17 protein-coding genes are annotated in these 17,909 nt (G+C 68.2%); 5 read left to right on the top strand and 12 right to left on the bottom strand.

Translation table 11 applies throughout. From position 1 onward, the window contains the following. The first annotated feature begins 247 nt into the window (after positions 1–247). Positions 248–1,132 (top strand): hypothetical protein, encoded by an 885-nt coding sequence (locus AC1DCJ_RS03660; protein WP_478070135.1) that lies wholly within the window; start codon positions 248–250, stop codon positions 1,130–1,132. 27 nt (positions 1,133–1,159) lie between these two features. Here the strand turns inward: AC1DCJ_RS03660 and ribD are convergent, their stop codons facing one another. The 6 genes from ribD to AC1DCJ_RS03690 all read right to left on the bottom strand — a co-directional run bounded on the left by ribD (position 1,160) and on the right by AC1DCJ_RS03690 (position 5,866). Next, positions 1,160–2,242 (bottom strand): bifunctional diaminohydroxyphosphoribosylaminopyrimidine deaminase/5-amino-6-(5-phosphoribosylamino)uracil reductase RibD, encoded by a 1,083-nt coding sequence (gene ribD, locus AC1DCJ_RS03665; protein WP_478070136.1) that lies wholly within the window; start codon positions 2,240–2,242, stop codon positions 1,160–1,162. Positions 2,243–2,315: 73 nt separating this feature from the next. Then, positions 2,316–2,837, bottom strand: a complete 522-nt coding sequence (nrdR, locus tag AC1DCJ_RS03670; RefSeq protein WP_038690528.1) for a transcriptional regulator NrdR — start codon at positions 2,835–2,837, stop codon at positions 2,316–2,318. 89 nt (positions 2,838–2,926) lie between these two features. Beyond that, on the bottom strand, positions 2,927–3,412 hold the full coding sequence (locus AC1DCJ_RS03675; RefSeq protein ID WP_478070137.1) for a hypothetical protein: 486 nt from the start codon (positions 3,410–3,412) through the stop codon (positions 2,927–2,929). Between the two features lie 124 nt (positions 3,413–3,536). Next, positions 3,537–3,980, bottom strand: coding sequence for a hypothetical protein (locus AC1DCJ_RS03680; RefSeq protein ID WP_478070138.1), 444 nt, complete (start codon positions 3,978–3,980; stop codon positions 3,537–3,539). A gap of 2 nt (positions 3,981–3,982) precedes the next feature. Next, positions 3,983–5,236, bottom strand: a complete 1,254-nt coding sequence (gene glyA / locus AC1DCJ_RS03685) for a serine hydroxymethyltransferase (RefSeq protein WP_478070139.1) — start codon at positions 5,234–5,236, stop codon at positions 3,983–3,985. A gap of 153 nt (positions 5,237–5,389) precedes the next feature. Then, positions 5,390–5,866, bottom strand: coding sequence for an RcnB family protein (locus AC1DCJ_RS03690; protein WP_038690532.1), 477 nt, complete (start codon positions 5,864–5,866; stop codon positions 5,390–5,392). 236 nt (positions 5,867–6,102) lie between these two features. On the opposite strand from AC1DCJ_RS03690, the gene ettA reads away from it, so the two are divergent. The 4 genes from ettA (at position 6,103) to AC1DCJ_RS03710 (ending at position 11,488) form a co-directional block, all read left to right on the top strand. After that, positions 6,103–7,767, top strand: coding sequence for an energy-dependent translational throttle protein EttA (ettA, locus tag AC1DCJ_RS03695; RefSeq protein ID WP_038690533.1), 1,665 nt, complete (start codon positions 6,103–6,105; stop codon positions 7,765–7,767). A gap of 218 nt (positions 7,768–7,985) precedes the next feature. Next, positions 7,986–8,660, top strand: coding sequence for an outer membrane protein (locus AC1DCJ_RS03700; protein ID WP_181406265.1), 675 nt, complete (start codon positions 7,986–7,988; stop codon positions 8,658–8,660). Positions 8,661–8,728: 68 nt separating this feature from the next. Beyond that, positions 8,729–10,045: an NCS2 family permease gene (locus AC1DCJ_RS03705; protein WP_478070140.1), complete on the top strand. Its 1,317-nt coding sequence runs from the start codon at positions 8,729–8,731 to the stop codon at positions 10,043–10,045. Positions 10,046–10,489: 444 nt separating this feature from the next. Further along, positions 10,490–11,488 carry a DUF4434 domain-containing protein gene (locus AC1DCJ_RS03710; protein WP_478070141.1) on the top strand — a complete coding sequence of 333 codons (999 nt, stop codon included), beginning with the start codon at positions 10,490–10,492 and terminating at the stop codon, positions 11,486–11,488. A 135-nt stretch (positions 11,489–11,623) separates the two neighbouring features. Here AC1DCJ_RS03710 and AC1DCJ_RS03715 read toward each other — a convergent pair whose 3' ends face one another. The 6 genes from AC1DCJ_RS03715 to AC1DCJ_RS03740 are packed head-to-tail and all read right to left on the bottom strand — an operon-like array spanning position 11,624 to position 17,909. Next, positions 11,624–12,757 (bottom strand): acyl-CoA dehydrogenase family protein, encoded by a 1,134-nt coding sequence (locus AC1DCJ_RS03715; protein ID WP_478070142.1) that lies wholly within the window; start codon positions 12,755–12,757, stop codon positions 11,624–11,626. A 3-nt stretch (positions 12,758–12,760) separates the two neighbouring features. After that, positions 12,761–13,447 (bottom strand): alginate O-acetyltransferase AlgF, encoded by a 687-nt coding sequence (locus AC1DCJ_RS03720; protein WP_478070143.1) that lies wholly within the window; start codon positions 13,445–13,447, stop codon positions 12,761–12,763. Beyond that, on the bottom strand, positions 13,444–14,919 hold the full coding sequence (locus AC1DCJ_RS03725; protein WP_478070144.1) for an AMP-binding protein: 1,476 nt from the start codon (positions 14,917–14,919) through the stop codon (positions 13,444–13,446). Before AC1DCJ_RS03725 ends, AC1DCJ_RS03720 begins: the two co-directional genes overlap by 4 nt. Before the next feature lie 28 nt (positions 14,920–14,947). Further along, positions 14,948–15,178, bottom strand: a complete 231-nt coding sequence (locus AC1DCJ_RS03730; protein WP_137191072.1) for an acyl carrier protein — start codon at positions 15,176–15,178, stop codon at positions 14,948–14,950. Positions 15,179–15,191: 13 nt separating this feature from the next. Continuing rightward, positions 15,192–16,772, bottom strand: coding sequence for an MBOAT family O-acyltransferase (locus tag AC1DCJ_RS03735; protein WP_478070145.1), 1,581 nt, complete (start codon positions 16,770–16,772; stop codon positions 15,192–15,194). Between the two features lie 12 nt (positions 16,773–16,784). Further along, positions 16,785–17,909 carry an alginate O-acetyltransferase AlgX-related protein gene (locus tag AC1DCJ_RS03740; RefSeq protein WP_478070146.1) on the bottom strand — a complete coding sequence of 375 codons (1,125 nt, stop codon included), beginning with the start codon at positions 17,907–17,909 and terminating at the stop codon, positions 16,785–16,787.

Below are 17,909 nucleotides of genomic sequence, written 5' to 3' on the forward strand. Positions count from 1 at the left end.
CCCCATGCCCTTGGAGGCGAAATAAAGGGGGAGGGGGCGGCCGCAGGCCGACGCCGGAGGACATTCGCCGGAAAGGGCATGGGGGCCCAGCGCCCGACCCGCCGACGGCTGCGCCTTCAAAGCGTCAAAACACGTTTCTGCTTGCCCCGCAGAACGAAGAACCTTTTTTTGGCTCTTCTCCGGCGCGCCATCGATGGAGAGGTGAAATGCGCTAGTCTTCCGCGCCCTGCATTGGACGCTGACCGCCATGAAAACCCGCCACGTATTGGCCACCTCGCTGTTGCTGTGCATGCCGGTGCTGGCCGCTGCCGCCGCACCGACGCCGCTGACACCGGAACAGACCTTCGACCTGTACGCACGGGTGATGCTGGAAGACGACGCCGCGGCGGCGCGCACGCTCAACGACGCGCTGCGCCCGGCCTTCGATGGCAAGGACTCGCTTGAATTCAACAAGGGCGCCTTCGCCGGTGCGCTCGCCGCGCCGCTGCAGGGCCTGCTCGCGGCAGCGGGCAGCGAAAACGCGCGTATCGAGGCGATGCCCGCCGTGGTCGCGGCCAACCTGGGCAAGACCCGGTGCCGCGCGCAGGGCAGCACCCTGCGTGACAACGACGCTGTGGACGGCGCGAAGGTCGCCACGGTCGACTTCACCTGTCAGGTGACCGCACTGGATGGCCTGCGCCCGTTGTTCGACGCCAGCGTGGCCGACAACACCCCGGCCGGGTTGAAGCGCTTCACCGACGCCTACGTGGCGGCACTCAGCACCGGACCGCGCCGCGAGGTGCACGGCAGCGTGGATCTGTACCCGGCCAAGGACAACGGTTACTGGTACAGCGGCAACCTCGACGCGCTGGTGGCGCCGGTGGTGGAGGCGCTGCTGCCGTTCGATGCGTGGCAGCAGGAGGCCGCCGCGAAGGACGCGCCGACGGTGACCGGCTTGGCCAGCTGCGACCTGCTGTTGCAGCAGCACCGGCAGTGCGTGGCGAAGATCGCGCCGGACCAGCTCAATGGCGTGGATGCGATGGCCGACGAGTTGCGGGACAAGGCCCAGACCCAATCGGTGGAGGCCATGGTGCAGGAGTGCAAAGCGCTGCGCTCGATTGCCGAAATGATGTGGACCGACGCCTGCCGTTGAGATGAAAAGCCGGCCCTGGTCCCTGGATCAGGGCCGCAGCAGCAGCCGCAGATCGTCGCCAACCTGGCGCTGATCGACCACGCGCAGGCGACGCTGCTGGTCCATCGCATGGATGCCCAGCCCCGACAACAACGGCAAGCCCTGCTCGCCCAGCAACGTGGGCGCCTGGTACAGCAGCAGCTCATCCACCCAACCGCCGGCCAGCAACGCACCGGCCAGCGTCGCACCGGCTTCGGTGTGCACTTCATTGATGCCGCGTTCGGCGAGCAGCGCCAGCACCGCGCCCAGGTCCAGGCGGCCCTCGTGACAGGCCACGCTGGCAAAGGCCGCATCGGCTGCATCCGGCGCACTCACCGCGGCATCGTGCAGGTACAGCGTGGGCGCCCCGCCTTCGCGCACGCGCGCGCATTCCAGCGAGCGCAGGCGTGAATCGAGCACCACGCGCAGCGGCGGCAGCACGTCGGTGTCGGCCAGCCGCACAGTCAACATCGGGTCGTCGGTCAGCACGGTGTCGGCGCCGGTCAGGATCGCACCCGCGCGCGCGCGCCAGTGCTGCACGTCCTCGCGCGCGGCCGCACCGGTGATCCACTTCGATGTGCCGTCGGCCATCGCGGTGCGACCATCCAGGCTGGCGGCCAGCTTCACCCGCAGCCACGGTCGGCCGCGCTCGATACGCGACAGGAAGCCCTTGTTGAGCTCGCACGCCTGCGCGGCCATCAGTCCTTCGGCAACCTCGATACCCGCTTCCCGCAGCAGCACGAAGCCACCGCCATCGACCTTCGGAAACGGGTCGCGCATCGCCGCCACCACGCGGGTGATACCTGCTTCGATCAGCGCCAACGCGCAGGGCGGAGTGCGACCGTGGTGCGCGCAAGGTTCCAGGGTGACGTAGGCGGTGGCACCCCGCGCGCGGTCGCCGGCCTCGCGCAGTGCAAAGACTTCGGCGTGCGGGCCACCGGTGCGCTGGTGCCAACCCTGCCCTACCACCTCGCTGCCGTGGGCGATCACACAGCCCACCATGGGATTGGGCCGCGCGGTGTACGCCGCCCGTTCGGCCAGGCGCAGCGCCTGGGCCATGTGCAGGTGGTCGAGCGCGGAAAATTCAGTCATGGCAATGATCAGTCGGCGGCAGGCGTGCAGCGCCGATGGTAGCCCAGCCGGGGTCGCCGTGAGGCGGCCGGCATCAGCCCTTCTTTTTCTTTTCCAGCGGAATCACACCGCCCAGCAGCTGCAGTTGCTCGGTACTGGCCGGCAGGTCGCGTTCGAGTTTTTCGATTTCCTCGCGGAAATCAGCCACGTCGCCAAAGCTGCGGTACACCGAGGCGAAGCGCACATAGCCCACATGGTCGAGCTTGCGCAGTTCGTTCATCACGAACTCGCCAATCTTGATCGAGGGGATTTCGCGTTCGCCGCAGACGCGTGCCTGCTGCATCACCGCACGCACCGCCAGTTCGATCTCGTCTTCGGGCACCGGGCGCTTCTGCAGCGCGCGATCGAAGCCGCTGCGCACCTTGCGCGCGTCGAAGGCTTCGCGGCTGCCGTCACTCTTGACGATCGCCGGCAGTTTCAACTCGATGGTTTCCAGCGTGCTGAAGCGTTCGTTGCAGGCCTCGCACTCACGCCGACGCCGGATCGTCGCCCCGTCTTCAGAGACGCGCGAGTCGATCACACGGGTATCGGCATGCTGGCAGAACGGACAGTACATGGAACGCCTTGCATCAGGAAAACGTCATGCCGTGGTCACGGCAGCGTCGCAACGGTACCTGAGAAGACCTGTCCACACAAATAGCGACGTTACGTGGCGCCGTGCACAGCACCGCGCCCCCACCGCAACCACACCAACTGGGCGCTCGGGATCAGCAGCAGCGGCCCGGCCGCCAGGTAGCCCAGCGGCGCCCAGCCCCCTTGCAGGACCAGCCGGGCCACGAAGACCACCACGACCAGCGCCCCCAGGCTGCCGGCCGCCATGCCGATCCAGCCCGGCGGGCCGGTACGGCGCAGCCCGTCGCGCCCGCCGCGCAGGTAGACGATGCTCAGCCACGCCCAGGCCAGCAGACCGACGATGCCCGACAGGCCCCACGCCAGCAGCGTGACCGATTGCAGTCCACTCACGTAGTTGTTACGCGAGAAGAACACCATCACCGCGATCACGGCCAGCGTGCCGCCGGCGGCCACGGCCGGGATGCCCAGCACCAGGGCCTGGATGAAGTACAAACGGCGTTGCGTGGTGTCGTCCATGAAGGTGTCCAGGCGGGAAGCAATCACCCTGCGCGGCGACATGTGGACAGGGGTCAACCTTGCCACGCACAGGCCTTTGCCGCGCATGCCGCCGGAGCAGCTGCGCGGGGGAATCAGGAACAACGGGCCGAACCAAGGGGGAGACCCCGGCGCCGGCCAGGCCCGGTCACTCCGAAGGGGCGTGCCGGTGGGAAACCAGCAGGAACCCCGGCCACAGCAGCGCCGGGCCGAACAACAACAGCATCGCCGCGCCGCCGAGCATGAACAGCTGCAGCTGCATCAGGGCCCCGAGCATCATCAGGCCCGACACGGCCAGCACGCAGCCGGCAGCCACCAGGCCCAGGGTCAGCAGCCCCCACAACACCCGGTCCAGGACGGGCCAGCGACCCGCGCGCAGGCCCTCGCGGCCATGCCGCAGGTAGCGCCAGCTCAGCACGACCCAGGCGATCAGGGCCAGCCAGCAGATCAGTCCCACCAGCGCCGGCCAGAACGCGCCCTCCCAGACCCCACTGAGCATCAGCGTTGCACCGGCCCCGCCACAGACGGCACCGGGAATGCCCAACACGCCCGCCACCAGCGCGTATCGACGACGCTGGCGGCGGTCGTCCATCCTCAGCCGTAGACCGGGTACTTCGCGCACTGGGCGCTCACCGCATCACGCACGCGGGCGATCACGGCCTCGTCAGCCGGGGCGTCGAGCACGTCGGCGATCCAGTTGGCCAGGTCCACGCAGTCCTGCTCCAGGTAGCCACGGGTGGTGACGGCCGGGGTACCCAGGCGCAGGCCGGAGGTCACGAACGGCGACCGCGGGTCGTTGGGCACCGAGTTCTTGTTGACGGTGATGTGGGCCTTGCCGAGCGCGGCTTCGGCGTCCTTGCCCGACACATCCTTGCCGATCATGTCGACCAGCATCAGGTGGTTCTGGGTGCCGCCGGAGACGATCTTGTAGCCGCGCGCGATGAGCGTGTTGGCGATCGCCTGGGCGTTCTTGACCACCTGCTGCTGGTAGGTCTTGAAGGCCGGTTCCAGCGCTTCCTTGAAGGCCACGGCCTTGCCGGCGATGACGTGCATCAGCGGACCGCCCTGGATGCCCGGGAACACGATCGACTGCAGCTTCTTGACCAGGTCTTCGTCGGCGCCCTTGGCGATGATGATGCCGCCGCGCGGGCCGCGCAGGGTCTTGTGGGTGGTCGAAGTGACCACGTGGGCGTGCGGCAGCGGGCTCGGGTACACGCCTGCGGCAACCAGGCCGGCCACGTGCGCCATGTCCACGAACAGGTAGGCACCGACCTTGTCGGCGATGGCGCGGAAGCGCGCCCAGTCCACCACCTGCGAGTACGCCGAGAAACCGGCGACGACCATCTTCGGCTTGTGCTCGACGGCCAGGCGTTCCACTTCGTCGTAGTCGATCAGGCCGGCCTCGTCCACGCCGTACTGCACCGCATTGAAGAGCTTGCCCGACGCGTTGACCTTGGCGCCGTGGGTCAGGTGGCCGCCATGGGCCAGGCTCATGCCCAGGATGGTGTCGCCCGGCTGCAGCAGCGCGAAGTACACCGCCTGGTTGGCCTGCGAACCGCTGTGCGGCTGCACGTTGGCGTAGTCGGCATCGAACAGCTGCTTGAGGCGGTCGATGGCCAGCTGCTCGGCGATGTCCACGTACTCGCAGCCACCGTAGTAGCGCTTGCCCGGGTAGCCTTCGGCGTACTTGTTGGTCAGCTGGCTGCCCTGGGCTTCCATCACCGCCGGACTGGTGTAGTTCTCGCTGGCGATCAGCTCGACGTGGTCTTCCTGGCGCTGGGTTTCGGCGGCGATGGCCTTGGCCAGTTCGGGATCGTAGGTTTCGATGCGGACGTCACGCGGGAACATCGGTTACTCCAGGCAGGCAGAGGGGGTACAGCGCGAGCTCTGGATTGTAGTCCCCGCGGCGCGGGGTGACCAATCCGGGCGCGCGGCCCCCGGAACGTAGAACGGCGCCCCGAGGGGCGCCGTCCAGGCCGGGCAGCGTGCCTGCCGCGGGGCTTACCGGTTGTTGATCACGTAGTCGGCAATGATGCCGGTGGCGATGGCGACCAGCAGCAGGTTGCCGCGGTCGTCGCGGATCCAGTGGTGGTCACGCGGCGGGCGGCGCACCGAGTAGCGGCTGTAGTCGTTGACCACGTACACCGGGCCGCCGTAGTACTCGCGGTAACGGTGGCCGCGCGCCCAGCCGTAGGAGCCGTAGCCCGGGGCCGGGCGATAGACCACGCGCGGCGGCGGTGCCGGGCGGTAATAGCCGCGGTTGTCGTAGTAGCGACGGTCATGGTGGGCCTCGCGGCGGCGGTCGTCGCGCCAGTCGCGGCGATCATGCCGGTCGTGGCGATCGTGGCGGCGGTCGTGACGGTCATCATGGCGGTCGTGCCCACGGCCGCGGTGGTCGTTGTCGGCGAAGGCCGGTGCCACCGTGCCCAGGGCCAGCAGCGAGGCAACGGCCCCGACCACAAATCGATTCATGCGCATGATTGGCCTCGCTTGGTGGGTTGATGGCTCCATCATGCTGACGCCATCTGAACGGTTTCCGGCTGGAAACGGTTTCCATTCCAGCGGCTTTGACGGCCCATTCAGGCCCCGGCAAGCCCCGCCCCATGGGCAGACCGGCGTCTGTCATCGCTTCCGGCTATAATCGGGGGTACCCCTTTATTCATCTGTTCCTGTTCCGCCTGGAACGGGCGCAGGGTTGCGCCTTCGGAGACCTCATGTCCTCGCAATACATCTACACCATGAACCGCGTCAGCAAGGTGGTCCCGCCCAAGCGGCAGATCATCAAGGACATCTCGCTGTCGTTCTTCCCGGGTGCCAAGATCGGCCTGCTGGGCCTGAACGGCTCCGGCAAGTCGACGGTGCTCAAGATCATGGCCGGCGTGGATACCGACTTCGAGGGCGAAGCCCGCCCGCAGGCCGGCATCAAGGTCGGCTACTTGGCCCAGGAACCGGAGCTGGACCCGACCAAGACCGTGCGCGAGTCGGTCGAGGAAGGCGTGGGCGAAGTGCTGCAGGCCCAGGCCGCGCTGGACGCGGTGTACCTGGCCTATGCCGAGGAAGGCGCCGACTTCGACAAGCTGGCCAAGGAACAGGAGCGCCTGGAGGCGATCCTGGCCGCCGGCGACGCGCACACCCTCGAAAACCAGCTGGACGTGGCCGCCGATGCGCTGCGCCTGCCGCCGTGGGAGGCCGTGGTCGGCACCCTGTCCGGTGGTGAAAAGCGCCGCGTGGCGCTGTGCCGCCTGCTGCTGCAGAAGCCTGACATGCTGTTGCTCGATGAACCGACCAACCATCTGGACGCCGAGTCCGTGGAATGGCTGGAACAGTTCCTGGCGCGCTACACCGGCACCGTCGTGGCGGTCACCCATGATCGCTACTTCCTGGACAACGCCGCCGAGTGGATCCTGGAACTGGATCGCGGCCGCGGCATTCCGTGGAAGGGCAACTACACCGACTGGCTGACCCAGAAGGACGACCGCCTGCGCCAGGAAGACAACCAGGAAAAGTCCCGCCAGAAGGCGATCCAGAAGGAACTGGAATGGTCGCGGCAGAACGCCAAGGGCGGCCGTACCAAGGGCAAGGCGCGTCTGGCCCGCCTGGAAGAACTGCAGTCGGTGGATTACCAGAAGCGCAACGAGACCAACGAAATCTTCATTCCGCCGGGCGAGCGCCTGGGCAATGCGGTGATGGAGTTCAAGAACGTCTCCAAGAAGTTCGGTGATCGCCTGCTGTTCGACGACCTGAACTTCCTGGTGCCCGGTGGCGCGATCGTGGGCATCATCGGCCCCAACGGTGCCGGTAAGTCGACCCTGTTCAAGATGATCACTGGCCAGGAAAAGCCCGATACCGGCGAGATCGTGGTCGGCCCGACCGTCAAGCTGTCCTACGTGGACCAGAGCCGCGACGCGCTGGAAGGCAACCACAACGTCTTCCAGGAAATCGCCGGCGGCCTGGACATCCTCAACATCAATGGCGTGGAGATCCAGTCGCGCGCCTACATCGGCCGCTTCAACTTCAAGGGCCAGGACCAGCAGAAGCTGGTGGGGTCGCTGTCCGGTGGTGAGCGTGGCCGCCTGCACATGGCCAAGACCCTGCTGCAGGGTGGCAACGTGCTGCTGCTCGATGAACCGTCCAACGATCTGGACATCGAAACCCTGCGTGCGCTGGAAGATGCGCTGCTGGAGTTCCCGGGCAACACCTTCGTGATTTCGCATGACCGCTGGTTCCTGGATCGCATCGCGACCCACATCCTGGCGTTCGAAGGCGACTCGCACGTGGAGTTCTTCCAGGGCAACTACCGCGAGTACGAAGAAGACAAGCGCCGCCGCATGGGCGACGACGCCGCACCGAAGCGCCTGCGCTTCAAGGCGCTGAAGTAACCTGGCAGGTCACGACCGTTGGTCGTGACGCTTCGCCGACGGCCGCGCACTGCGCGGCCGTTTTGCATTCCGGTCGGTACCCACCGCTTGCCATAGGCAACAGGATGCAACTTATTGCATATCCATAGATAACGACTTCAGGTCTCCTACGCACCTCACGCAATTGCACCCCACGCAGTTGCGACCAACGTAGGACACCACCAATGAAAACACTGGTCATGAGTACCGCAGCCCTGCTGCTGTCGGGCACCGCCGCGGCGGCCCCGGCGAACTGGGAAGGCAGCTACATGGGCGTTCAGGCGAGCCATGCAGAAGGCAAGAGCCAGGACCGCAGCAACGCCAACGCCTCTGAAAAAAGCCCGCGCGGGTTCACCGGCGGCGTGCAGGCCGGCCGCACCTGGCAGTTCGACAGCAACGTGGTGATGGGCATCGAAGGCAGCCTCGCCGTCGGCAGCATCGACCGCGACTGGAAAGACCGCGAAAACCACCCGCACAGCCCGTACTACGGCAAGGACGCGGTAACCCGGTCGGGGTCGGTCAACCTGATGCTCGGCTATGCGGTCGGCCCGGTGCTGCCCTACCTGACCACCGGCGTGACCGTGGCCCGCCAGGAATACACCCTGGGCTGCGATAAATCGCTGGTCGAGAAAACCAACGGCTGCCGCGTGGCGGAATTCGAGACCGGCGCCCGCCATGTCTCCACCGGCGTCAATGTCGGCGCAGGCGTGCTGGTGCGGGTCAACGAGCGCCTGTCCGCCGGCGTTGAGTACCGCTACACCAACCTGGGCTCCAGCCCGGTGCAGCTGCACGATCCGAACTACCCCGATGCGGCCCGCCGCAGCTTCCATACCGACTACAGCAGCGTTACGCTGAAGTTGAATTACCACTTCTAACCCGCCACACGACGCACCCGCAGGTCCGCCTGGGCGAGGCAGTGCGCCCCCGGCACGAGAGATCTGCGATGTCCCTGTTCGAACGCGTCTTCCAGCTCCAGCAGCACGGCACCTCCGTGCGTACCGAGGTGCTGGCCGGGCTGACCACCTTCCTGACGATGTCCTACATCGTCTTCGTCAATCCGGACATCCTGGCCACCACCGGGATGGACCCGGGCGCGGTGTTCGTGGCCACCTGCCTGGCCGCCGCACTGGGTTCGCTGGTGATGGCGTTCGCCGCCAACTTCCCGGTGGGCATGGCCCCGGGCATGGGCCTGAACGCGTTCTTCGCCTTCACCGTGGTCGGCGCGGCCGGCCTGCCGTGGCAGCAGGCGCTGGCGGCGGTGTTCATTTCCGGGCTGGTGTTCCTGACGCTGTCGCTCACCGGCGTGCGGGCCTGGCTGGTGGCGGGCATTCCACCCTCGCTGCGCGCGGCGATCGTGGCGGGCATCGGCCTGTTCCTGGCGATCATCGCGCTGCAGAAATCCGGGGTGATCATCGCCAACACCGACACGCTGGTGGCGCTGGGCCCGCTCAATACCGCCCCACCGCTGCTGGCCCTGGCCGGCTTCCTGCTGATTGCGATCCTGGAAGCACGCAAGGTGCGTGGCGCGATCCTGATCGGCATTCTGGCTGTCACCGGCGCGGCGTGGCTGCTCGGTGACGTGCAGTTCCATGGGCTGCTGTCGCTGCCGCCCAGCCTGGCCCCCACCTTCCTGCAGCTGGACCTGCCCGGGCTGCTGCACCACAACGGCGGTGCGCCGATTGCGGTGTTGCTGCAGGTGGTGCTGGTGTTCGTGCTGGTGGAAGTGTTCGACGCCACCGGCACGCTGTACGGCGTGGTGGGGCGTGCGGGCCTGCTCAAGTTGCCCGGCGCGCCCAAGCGCTTCGGGCGTGCGCTGCTGGCCGACAGTACCGCCATCGTGGCCGGCTCGCTGCTGGGTACCAGCAGCACCACTGCGTTTGCCGAAAGCGCGTCGGGCGTGCAGGCCGGTGGCCGCACCGGCCTGACCGCGCTGGTGGTGGCCGCGCTGTTCCTGGCCGCACTGCTGTTTTCGCCGCTGGCGGCGATGGTGCCCGGCTATGCCACCGCCCCTGCCCTGCTGTTCGTGGCTGGGCTGATGCTGCGCGAGCTGGTGGACGTGGACTGGAGCGACCTGACCGAATCGGTGCCGGCCGCGTTGTGTGCGCTGGCGATGCCGTTCACCTACTCCATTGCCAACGGCCTGGCGTTCGGTTTCATCGCCTATGCCGTGCTCAAGGCCGGCACCGGTCGTTGGCGCGACGTGCACCCGGCGGTGTGGCTGGTGGCCGGCCTGTTCGTGCTGCGCTACGCGCTGGAGTAAGCCGCACCCCCGGCGGGGTCGCGCCCCTGCGGACTGCGGTGACCCGATCAACGTTCGATGTCGGCACGACGCATGAGCGAAGCAGGCTCTGCAACGTCGAAGGCGATGACCTCGATAAAGGTCATGCCATTCCCGGATGTGGGCAGAGGGTCGGCAGTCGGCAGGGGCGCGACCCTACCAGCAACGGCGACGGCGATTTCGGTGGCGATTCCGGTGGCGATTCCGGTGTCCGAATCGGCGGCAGCGTTGGCGCCTGCAACTGCACCGTGACCATGCCGCCCTGGTAGGGTCGCGCCCCTGCCGACTGCCGTGACCCGATCAACGTTCGATGTCGGCAAGACGCAGGGGCGAAGCCGGCCCTGCGCTACGCAACGCGATCATCCACGTCCAGGGCGCACGCCGCGCGGTTCACCCCTACGCAACGCGGCTCTGGGATGATGGGGCATGAGCGATTCTCCCCTGCCTGTCGATCTGTCTTCGCCGTTGCGTCGCCGGCTGCTGCGTGCCGTGCTGCTGGCGCCCGCCGTGGGTGCACTGGCCACCCTGCCCGGCTGCTCGGTGCCGGTACAGGTGGAGGGTACCTTCCTGCAGCCCTGGCGCAGCCACCTGGACTGGACCATGGCCGATTGGCAGCGCTCGGTGGGGCTGGCCCAGCGCCTGGGCTGCAAGCAGCTGGTGCTGCAGTGGACCGGTATCCACGGCGCGCCGGAAGGCGATTGGCAGCTGACCGATGCCGGCCTGCGCATGCTGTTCACCGCCGCAGGCGAAGCGGGCATCACGGTGCGGGTGGGACTGCCCTTCGAGCAGTCGTGGTGGCAGGCGATCGGCGGCGATGATGCCGCGCTGCAGGCCTTCTTCGCCAGCAGCCTGGCACGCGCCCAACAGTGGCTGGCGCAGGCACCGTGGGCCCGCCTGCAGGCCTTCGGCGGCTGGTACCTGCCGTATGAGATCGAGCAGTACCACTGGGCCGATCCCGCCCGCGTGCAGTGGCTGGGCCAGTGGCTGCACGGCCTGCACCAGGCCGCACAGGCGCGCGGCGGCGACTGCGCCATCTCCACCTACTTCAGCCGTCTGCAGACCAGCGGCCGGCTGGAGACGGTCTGGGCCAGCCTGCTGGACCAGGTACCGCTGCGGCCGATGGTGCAGGACGGTGTGGGCGTTGCCGGGGCCGGCAATGTGCAGCAGCTCAAGCCCCTGCTGGCGATGCTGAAGCAACGCGGCGTGGCGTTCGATGCGATCGTGGAACTGTTCCGCGAACTGCCCGGCGAGAACCACGACGGCACCCAGTTCAAGGGCGAAACCGCCGACGCGGCGCGGATTGAACGCCAACTGGCGTGGGCGCGCGACAGCGGTGCCGAACACGTGCTGGTGTATGCGCTGGACCCGTGGTTGTCGCAGGACACGCCGCAGGCGAAGGCGTTGCGGCGGCAGTGGGGGTTGTAGGGCGCGCGGGGTGTGTGCCGACCAATGTTGGGGTGTACCGACCAACGGTCGGTACCTACCGGGGTGGGACATGCGGTCGCGGAAGCGCAGCCGGTGGTACCGCACGGTTTGTTCAGGGCATGCAGTCCGCCGCGGTTACAGCGTGCGGCCGATGATCTCGCGCAGGATTTCGCTGCTGCCCCCGAAGATGCGCAGCGCGCGCGCGTCGGTCCACGCGCGGCCGATGCCATACTCGCTACTGTAGCCGTAGCCACCGTGCAGCTGCAGCAGGTCGTCGAGGATCGTGCCCTGCAGTTCGGTGGCGTTGAGTTTGGCCATCGCCGCCACCGTTTCGTCCAGCCGGCCCTGCAGCTGCGCAGCCAGGCACTGGTCGAGGAAGCTGCGTAGCATCGCCAGCTGGGCCGCTGCACCTGCCAGCACGAACCGGGTGTTCTGGTGGTCGTTCAGGAAGCGACCGAACACTTTGCGCTGGCGCACGTAGGCCACGGTTTCATCGAGCATGCCCTCGGCCGATGCCGCCGCGCGCAGCGCGATGGCCATGCGCTCGGCCGCCAGCTGTTCGCCCAGGTAGTCGAAGCCGCGCTGTTCTTCACCCAGCAGGTGCGACACCGGTACCGCCACGTCATGGAAGAACAGCTCGCTGGTGTCCTGCGCGTGCTGGCCGATCTTGGCCATCGGCGCGCCGCGGGTGACACCCGGCAAGGTGGTGTCCACGCAGAACAGGCTGAGACCACGCGCGCCCAGCTCGGGCGCCACGGTGGCCACCACCACCACCACGTCGGCGTTGCTGCCGTTGGTGATCCAGGTCTTCTGGCCGTTCAGCAGGTAATGCTCGCCCTGGCGTTCGGCGCGGGTGCGGATCGCCTTGAGGTCGCTGCCCGCGCCCGGCTCGGTCATCGCAATGGCGCCGATCGCCTCGCCGCGCGCCATCGCCGGTAACCAGCGCGCGCGTACTTCATCGCTGCCGTACTGCATCAGGTACGGCGCCACCATGTCCGAGTGGATCGAGAAGCCGATGCCCAGGTAGTTGGCGCGCGCCAGTTCCTCGATCACGCAGGCGGCGTGGCCGATGTCGCCGCCCAGGCCGTACGGCTCGGGCAGCTGGCAGTTGAGCAGGCCGGCGTCCCCGGCCGCACGCCACAGCGCGCGCGGGGTGATGCCGTCGCGCTCCCACTGCGCGTAGTGCGGGGCGATCTGTTCGGCGATGAAACGCCTTACCTGCGCGCGGAACAGCGCGTGGTCTTCACCGAATACCGGACGGGTGTGCATGGATCAGCGGCCCACCGGGTCGGTGCCGCTGAGCTGGCCCTGCAGTACCGGGGCGGTGGCACTGCCGGTCAGGAACAGGCTGTAGTGGTCGCCGGGCTGCAGCGCCGGCAGGGCCAGCGGCGCGCTGTCCTTGCCGCCGCAGCCGGCCACCAGGCGTGCCTTGACCGGGTTGATGCCGCGCGCACTGCTGCTGCCGCTGGCCACCGCCGGGAACACCACGGCGCCCTTGTCGGCCATGGCCAGGCGCCCCTGCGCGCAGCCGCTGGCCAGGTTGTAGAAGCGGATCTCGGCCTTGAGCGCATCGCTGGTGCCACCGCCATCGGCCAGTGCGGCCAGCGGCTTTGACGGGGCGGCGGCGTCCAGCACCAGCGTGGTGAAGCTGCCGGCGGCAACCTGCGGCTGGCTGCGGGGCTTGCCGGCCACGCGGACGGTGAACGGTTTGCCGCCCTCCACGATGGCGTAGCGGCTGGCCCGCGTGGCCGGGCCGATGTTCTGTTCGGCGCCCGGGCCGACGGCGACCTTGAGCGCGGCACTGCCCGGGTTGAGCACGCGCACGAACGCCGAACCGGCTGGCGGGCGCGCTGCATACAGCTGGGCCAAGCGACCTTCGGGGGCGGCCTGCTGGGCGCTGGCGGCCAGCGGCGAAAGGGCCAGTACGGCGGCGGCGAGCGATATCAAGGGCAGTTTCATGCGGCGGGTTCCTGGCGGCGAAGCGTGCGCGCCATTGCGTAGCGCTGCTCCAGTTGACGGCGATCCACCTTGTTGCTGGTGCCGGTCGGCAGCGCATCAACGGCGATCAGTTCAGAGGGAATCATGTACGGCGGCACGCGACGGCCCAGCTGCGCCTTCCAGTCCTGCAGCGACGCCGGCAGCGGCTGCACCTCGCCTTCGCCGGGCTGGGACAGTTCGACGAAGCCGATCATGCGCACCAGGGTGCCATCGGGCCGGCGCAGGACCACCGCCGCACCGGCCACCACGCCGTCCAGGGTGGACAGCGAGGCGTCCACTTCGGCCAGTTCGATGCGGTAGCCGTTGAGTTTGATCTGGTCATCCTTGCGGCCGCGGAAGGTCACCCGCCCTTCCGCGTCCAGGTCGCCCAGGTCACCGCTGCGGTAGGCCCGCTTGCCGTGATGGGTGAACAGCACGCCCTGGTCCAGGTCCGGGCGATCCAGGTAGCCGCGCATGACGTGGTCGCCGGACATGCATATTTCGCCGTCGTCGATGAAGACCTCGGCATAGGGCTTGGCCACGCCGATCGGGAACGGGTTGGGCGCGGCCGCGCGCAGCGCCGGGTCGATCTCCACCCAGGTGGTGGAACAGGTGGCCTCGGTGGGACCGTAGGAGTTGATGATGCGCGCCTGCGGGAAGCGCGCCCACAGCTCTTCGGCCACGCGCGGGGTGAGCGATTCGGCGCCGAACACGAACACGCGCAACGAGGGCAGGTGCTCGGCGTTGAAGCGCGGGTTGAGCATCTGCTGGCGCACGAACGAGGGCGTGGAGGCCCACACCGCCACCGCCGACTGACGCAGGTGTTCGACAAACCGTTCGCTGTCGGCGATCACCTCGCGCGGGCACAGCACGCAGCTGCCGCCGGTGCCGAGCGCACCGCACAGGTCGAACAGCGAGAAATCGAAGCTGAAGAGCATCTGGTTGAGGAAGGCCGGCGCCTCGCCCAGCTGCAGGCAGTCGGTGATCCAGCCGGTGAACAGCGCCACGCTGTCGCGGCCGATCTGCACGCCCTTCGGGTCACCGGTGCTGCCGGAGGTGAACATGATGTAGGCCAGGTCCGGCACGCTGAGCGCGCGCGGTGCGTCGGCACCGGGCCCGAAGCTGTCGGTGGCGGCATCGTAGACCGCGCCGGCATGGGTGAGCTGGGTGATCCGCTGCAGCCGCGCGGCTGGGTTGATGGTATCCACCGGCACATAGGTGACGCCCATCTGCAGGCAGCCCAGCATGGCCACCACGAACGCAGACTGCTTGTGCCCGGAGATCACCAGCGCGTAGCCGGGCTGCACGCCGGCCGCCTGCGCGCGCCCGATCCAGGCCTGGGTGGCTGCATGCAGCGCGGCCCAGTCCAGGCTGCCGTCGGCATCGTGCAGGGCCGGCGCATGCGGGGCGTGCTCCAGCGCGACGAAGCGGCAGTGTTCGAAATCGAAACGCATGCGGACAGCTCCTGCAGGTGGGGTGGGATCAGCGCTGGTGCGCGGCCACGTAGTCGGCCAGCACCTGCACCGAATCGACCAGCGCATCGATCTCATCGACCGGCAAGGTCACGCCCAGGCGGTCCTTGACCTCGACCATCAGCTGCACCTTGGACATCGAGTCGAACAGCGACTCCATGTATTCGTCCGGCTGCACGCGGGTGCCGATCACCGCTTCGACGATGTCGATCAACTGGGTCTGGAGGGTCTGGATATCCATCGGGTTCACCTTGTCAGAACTGGAAGTAGAGGAAACGGGATTCTTTGTGCAGGCTCAGCAGCGACAGCCCCAGCATCAGCAGCATCACCAGCAGCCACGGCCAGTTGGGCTGCCAGCGCATCCACGCGCGCGGGGCCGGGCTGGGCTTGGCCAGCGACGGGCCGTACACGCCCATGATCTGCTGCGCGTTGGGTGCCAGCCAGACGATGGCCAGCAGCACCAGGATGTAGAGCAGCTGCACGTGGTGGCCAGCCAGCAGGCGCCAGCTGTCGCCCAGCCCCATGCCGGCAAGGTAGCCCAGGTTCTCCAGGCTTTCCCAGCCGCGCACGCCGAACATGGCCTGCACCAGCTCCCAGGCATCGTGCACGCCGTCTGCGCGGAAGAACGCCTGCGCCACCAGTACCGCACCGAAGGTGAGCAGCACATAGCCGGCGTGCTGGTACCAGCGCAGCTGGCGCAGCGCGGCCGGTTTGCGGCCGCCCACGAACACGCGCCACGCGTGGTTGATGGACAGGTAGCCGGCATGCAGCAGGCCGAAGATCAGGAACTGCAGGCCCGCGCCATGCCAGATGCCGGCCAGGCCCATCGCCCACACCGTGGGCAGCACGATCATCGACAGGAAGCCGCCGGCCGAGGCCACCGCCGCCGGGCCGGTGGCGCGGCCATGGCGGGTGCGCCAGCGGGTGACCGCCATCGCCACCGGGTAGTACAGGTAGGCGGTGATGTAACGGGTGAGCGTCATGTGCCAGCGCGCCCAGAAGTCGATCACGCTGGTCGCCTTGTAGGGCGAATTGAAGTTGAGCGGGAAGCGGATGCCGAACATGCGCGCCAGGCCCAGCGCCATGTCCGAGTACCCGGAAAAATCGAAGTACAGCTGCAGCGCGTAGCTGAGCGCGGTGGCCCAGGCGCCCCAGAACTGCACCTCGCCGGTGGAGGCAAAGCCGGCATCGGCATACGGGGCGATGGTGTCGGCCAGCAGCACTTTCTTGGCCAGCCCGATCACGAACAGCATGCCGCCCACCGACAGGTTGTCGGCCTGGAACCGGTAGGTTTCGCGCTTGCTGAACTGCGGCATCATCTCCTTGTGGTGGAGGATGGGGCCGGCGATCAGGTGCGGGAAGAAAGTCACAAACAGCACGTAGCTGAGCGGGCTGCGGTCGTTGACCACGCCGGCGCGGCAGTCGAGCAGGTAGCCGATCTGGGTGAAGGTGAAGAAGGAGATGCCCAACGGCAGGATCAACGCATCCATCGGGCCGACGTTGAAGCCCATCTCGCCGACGAAGTTCACCATCGCCGCGAAGTACTTGTAATGCACCAGCAACAGCAGGTCGGCGGCCACGCCCAGCACGGTGGCCAGCAGCTGCAGTTTCGGTCGCTTGGCCAGCGACAGGATCACCAGGCTGACCAGGTAGTTGAAGACGATCGAGCCCGACAGCAGGATCACGAACTGCGGGTTCCACCAGCCGTAGAACACGATGGACGCCACGCACAGCCACAGCGCGGCCAGGCGCGGTTTTACCGCGCCCAGGGCGTAATGCACGCCCAGCGCGATCGGCAGGAACACCAGCAGGAACAGGAAGGAGTTGAAAAGCATCGTCCGTAGCGCTCAGTCGATCTCGGCCAGCGTTGCCTGCTCACCGTCGGTCAACGGCAAGGACAGGGCCATTTCAGAAAATTCCCAGACCACCAGCTTCAGCGTGGGCGGCCACTGCGCACGCTGCGGCCAGGCGGCCAGCAGCGCGCCGGAGAACTGCCCGCCATCCAGGCTCTGGTTCCACACTTCGCGCCCCAGCGCATGGCCCAGGCGTTCGGCGAACAGGCTGCGGCGGCCGTTGGAGCTGCCCAGCAGCAGCACCTCCACCGGCGGGGTGTCATCGAGCAGGCCACCACTGCGCAGCGGCGCGATCACCTGTTCCGGTTCGCGGTCCAGCGCCGGGCGCCAGGCCGGCGGCGCCTTCTCCAGCCCGGCCAGCACGATCAGGTCGCCCATGCGTGGCTTGGCCGCACCGGGCGCGCCCACCTCGAACGCCTGCGCGCCACGCCCGCCCAGCAGCGGCAGCGCCGAGGCGGCCACCGCGTCGGCGGCGCGCTGCGCGCCGATCCGGTTCATGTGCACGTCGGTGCGGAAGAACACCGGCGCCGCGCCCTGCTGCAGTACCGGCAGCAGGTCGGTGGAGGCCACCTGGGCGGCACCCAGCGCCTGCTGCCACTGGCCCAACCGCGCGCGCATGGCCGTTGAATGGCGCAACCCGCAGGTATGCGCCTGCTCGATCCGTGACTTGTCCGGCACCACCACCACCAGCACCTGCACGCCCTGCGCCTTGAGCTGCGTGGTCCAGTGCTGCATCAGCCGCACGCGTTGCTTCAGCACCTGCTCGCCTGCACCCGGCGGCGGGCGCAGCCCGTCGCGGTAGAACAGCCAGTCCGGGCACCCCAGTGCCACCTGCGGCCCCAGGTCGCCGAGCAGGCGATAGCGCAGCGCGGCTGTGGCCAGGTCGGCCTGGGCCTGCACCGGCAACTTGAGCGCTTCGTTGATCGCGCGGCCAGCTTCGCCGTCGGCCCAGCGTGCCGGTGCCAACGCGGCCGCGGGGATCTTCGCCTTGCCCAGCATCCAGCCACCGGCCAGCAGGCCGACGACCAGCAGCGCGATCACCAGCGCGGCGGTGGGACGGTGGGCACCGGGCGGCGCGGCCGGTGGCAGGGGCGCGGGCGCGCCGGGACGTGCACTCAT

The sequence above is a fragment of the Stenotrophomonas sp. 10N36 genome (genome assembly GCF_056395005.1).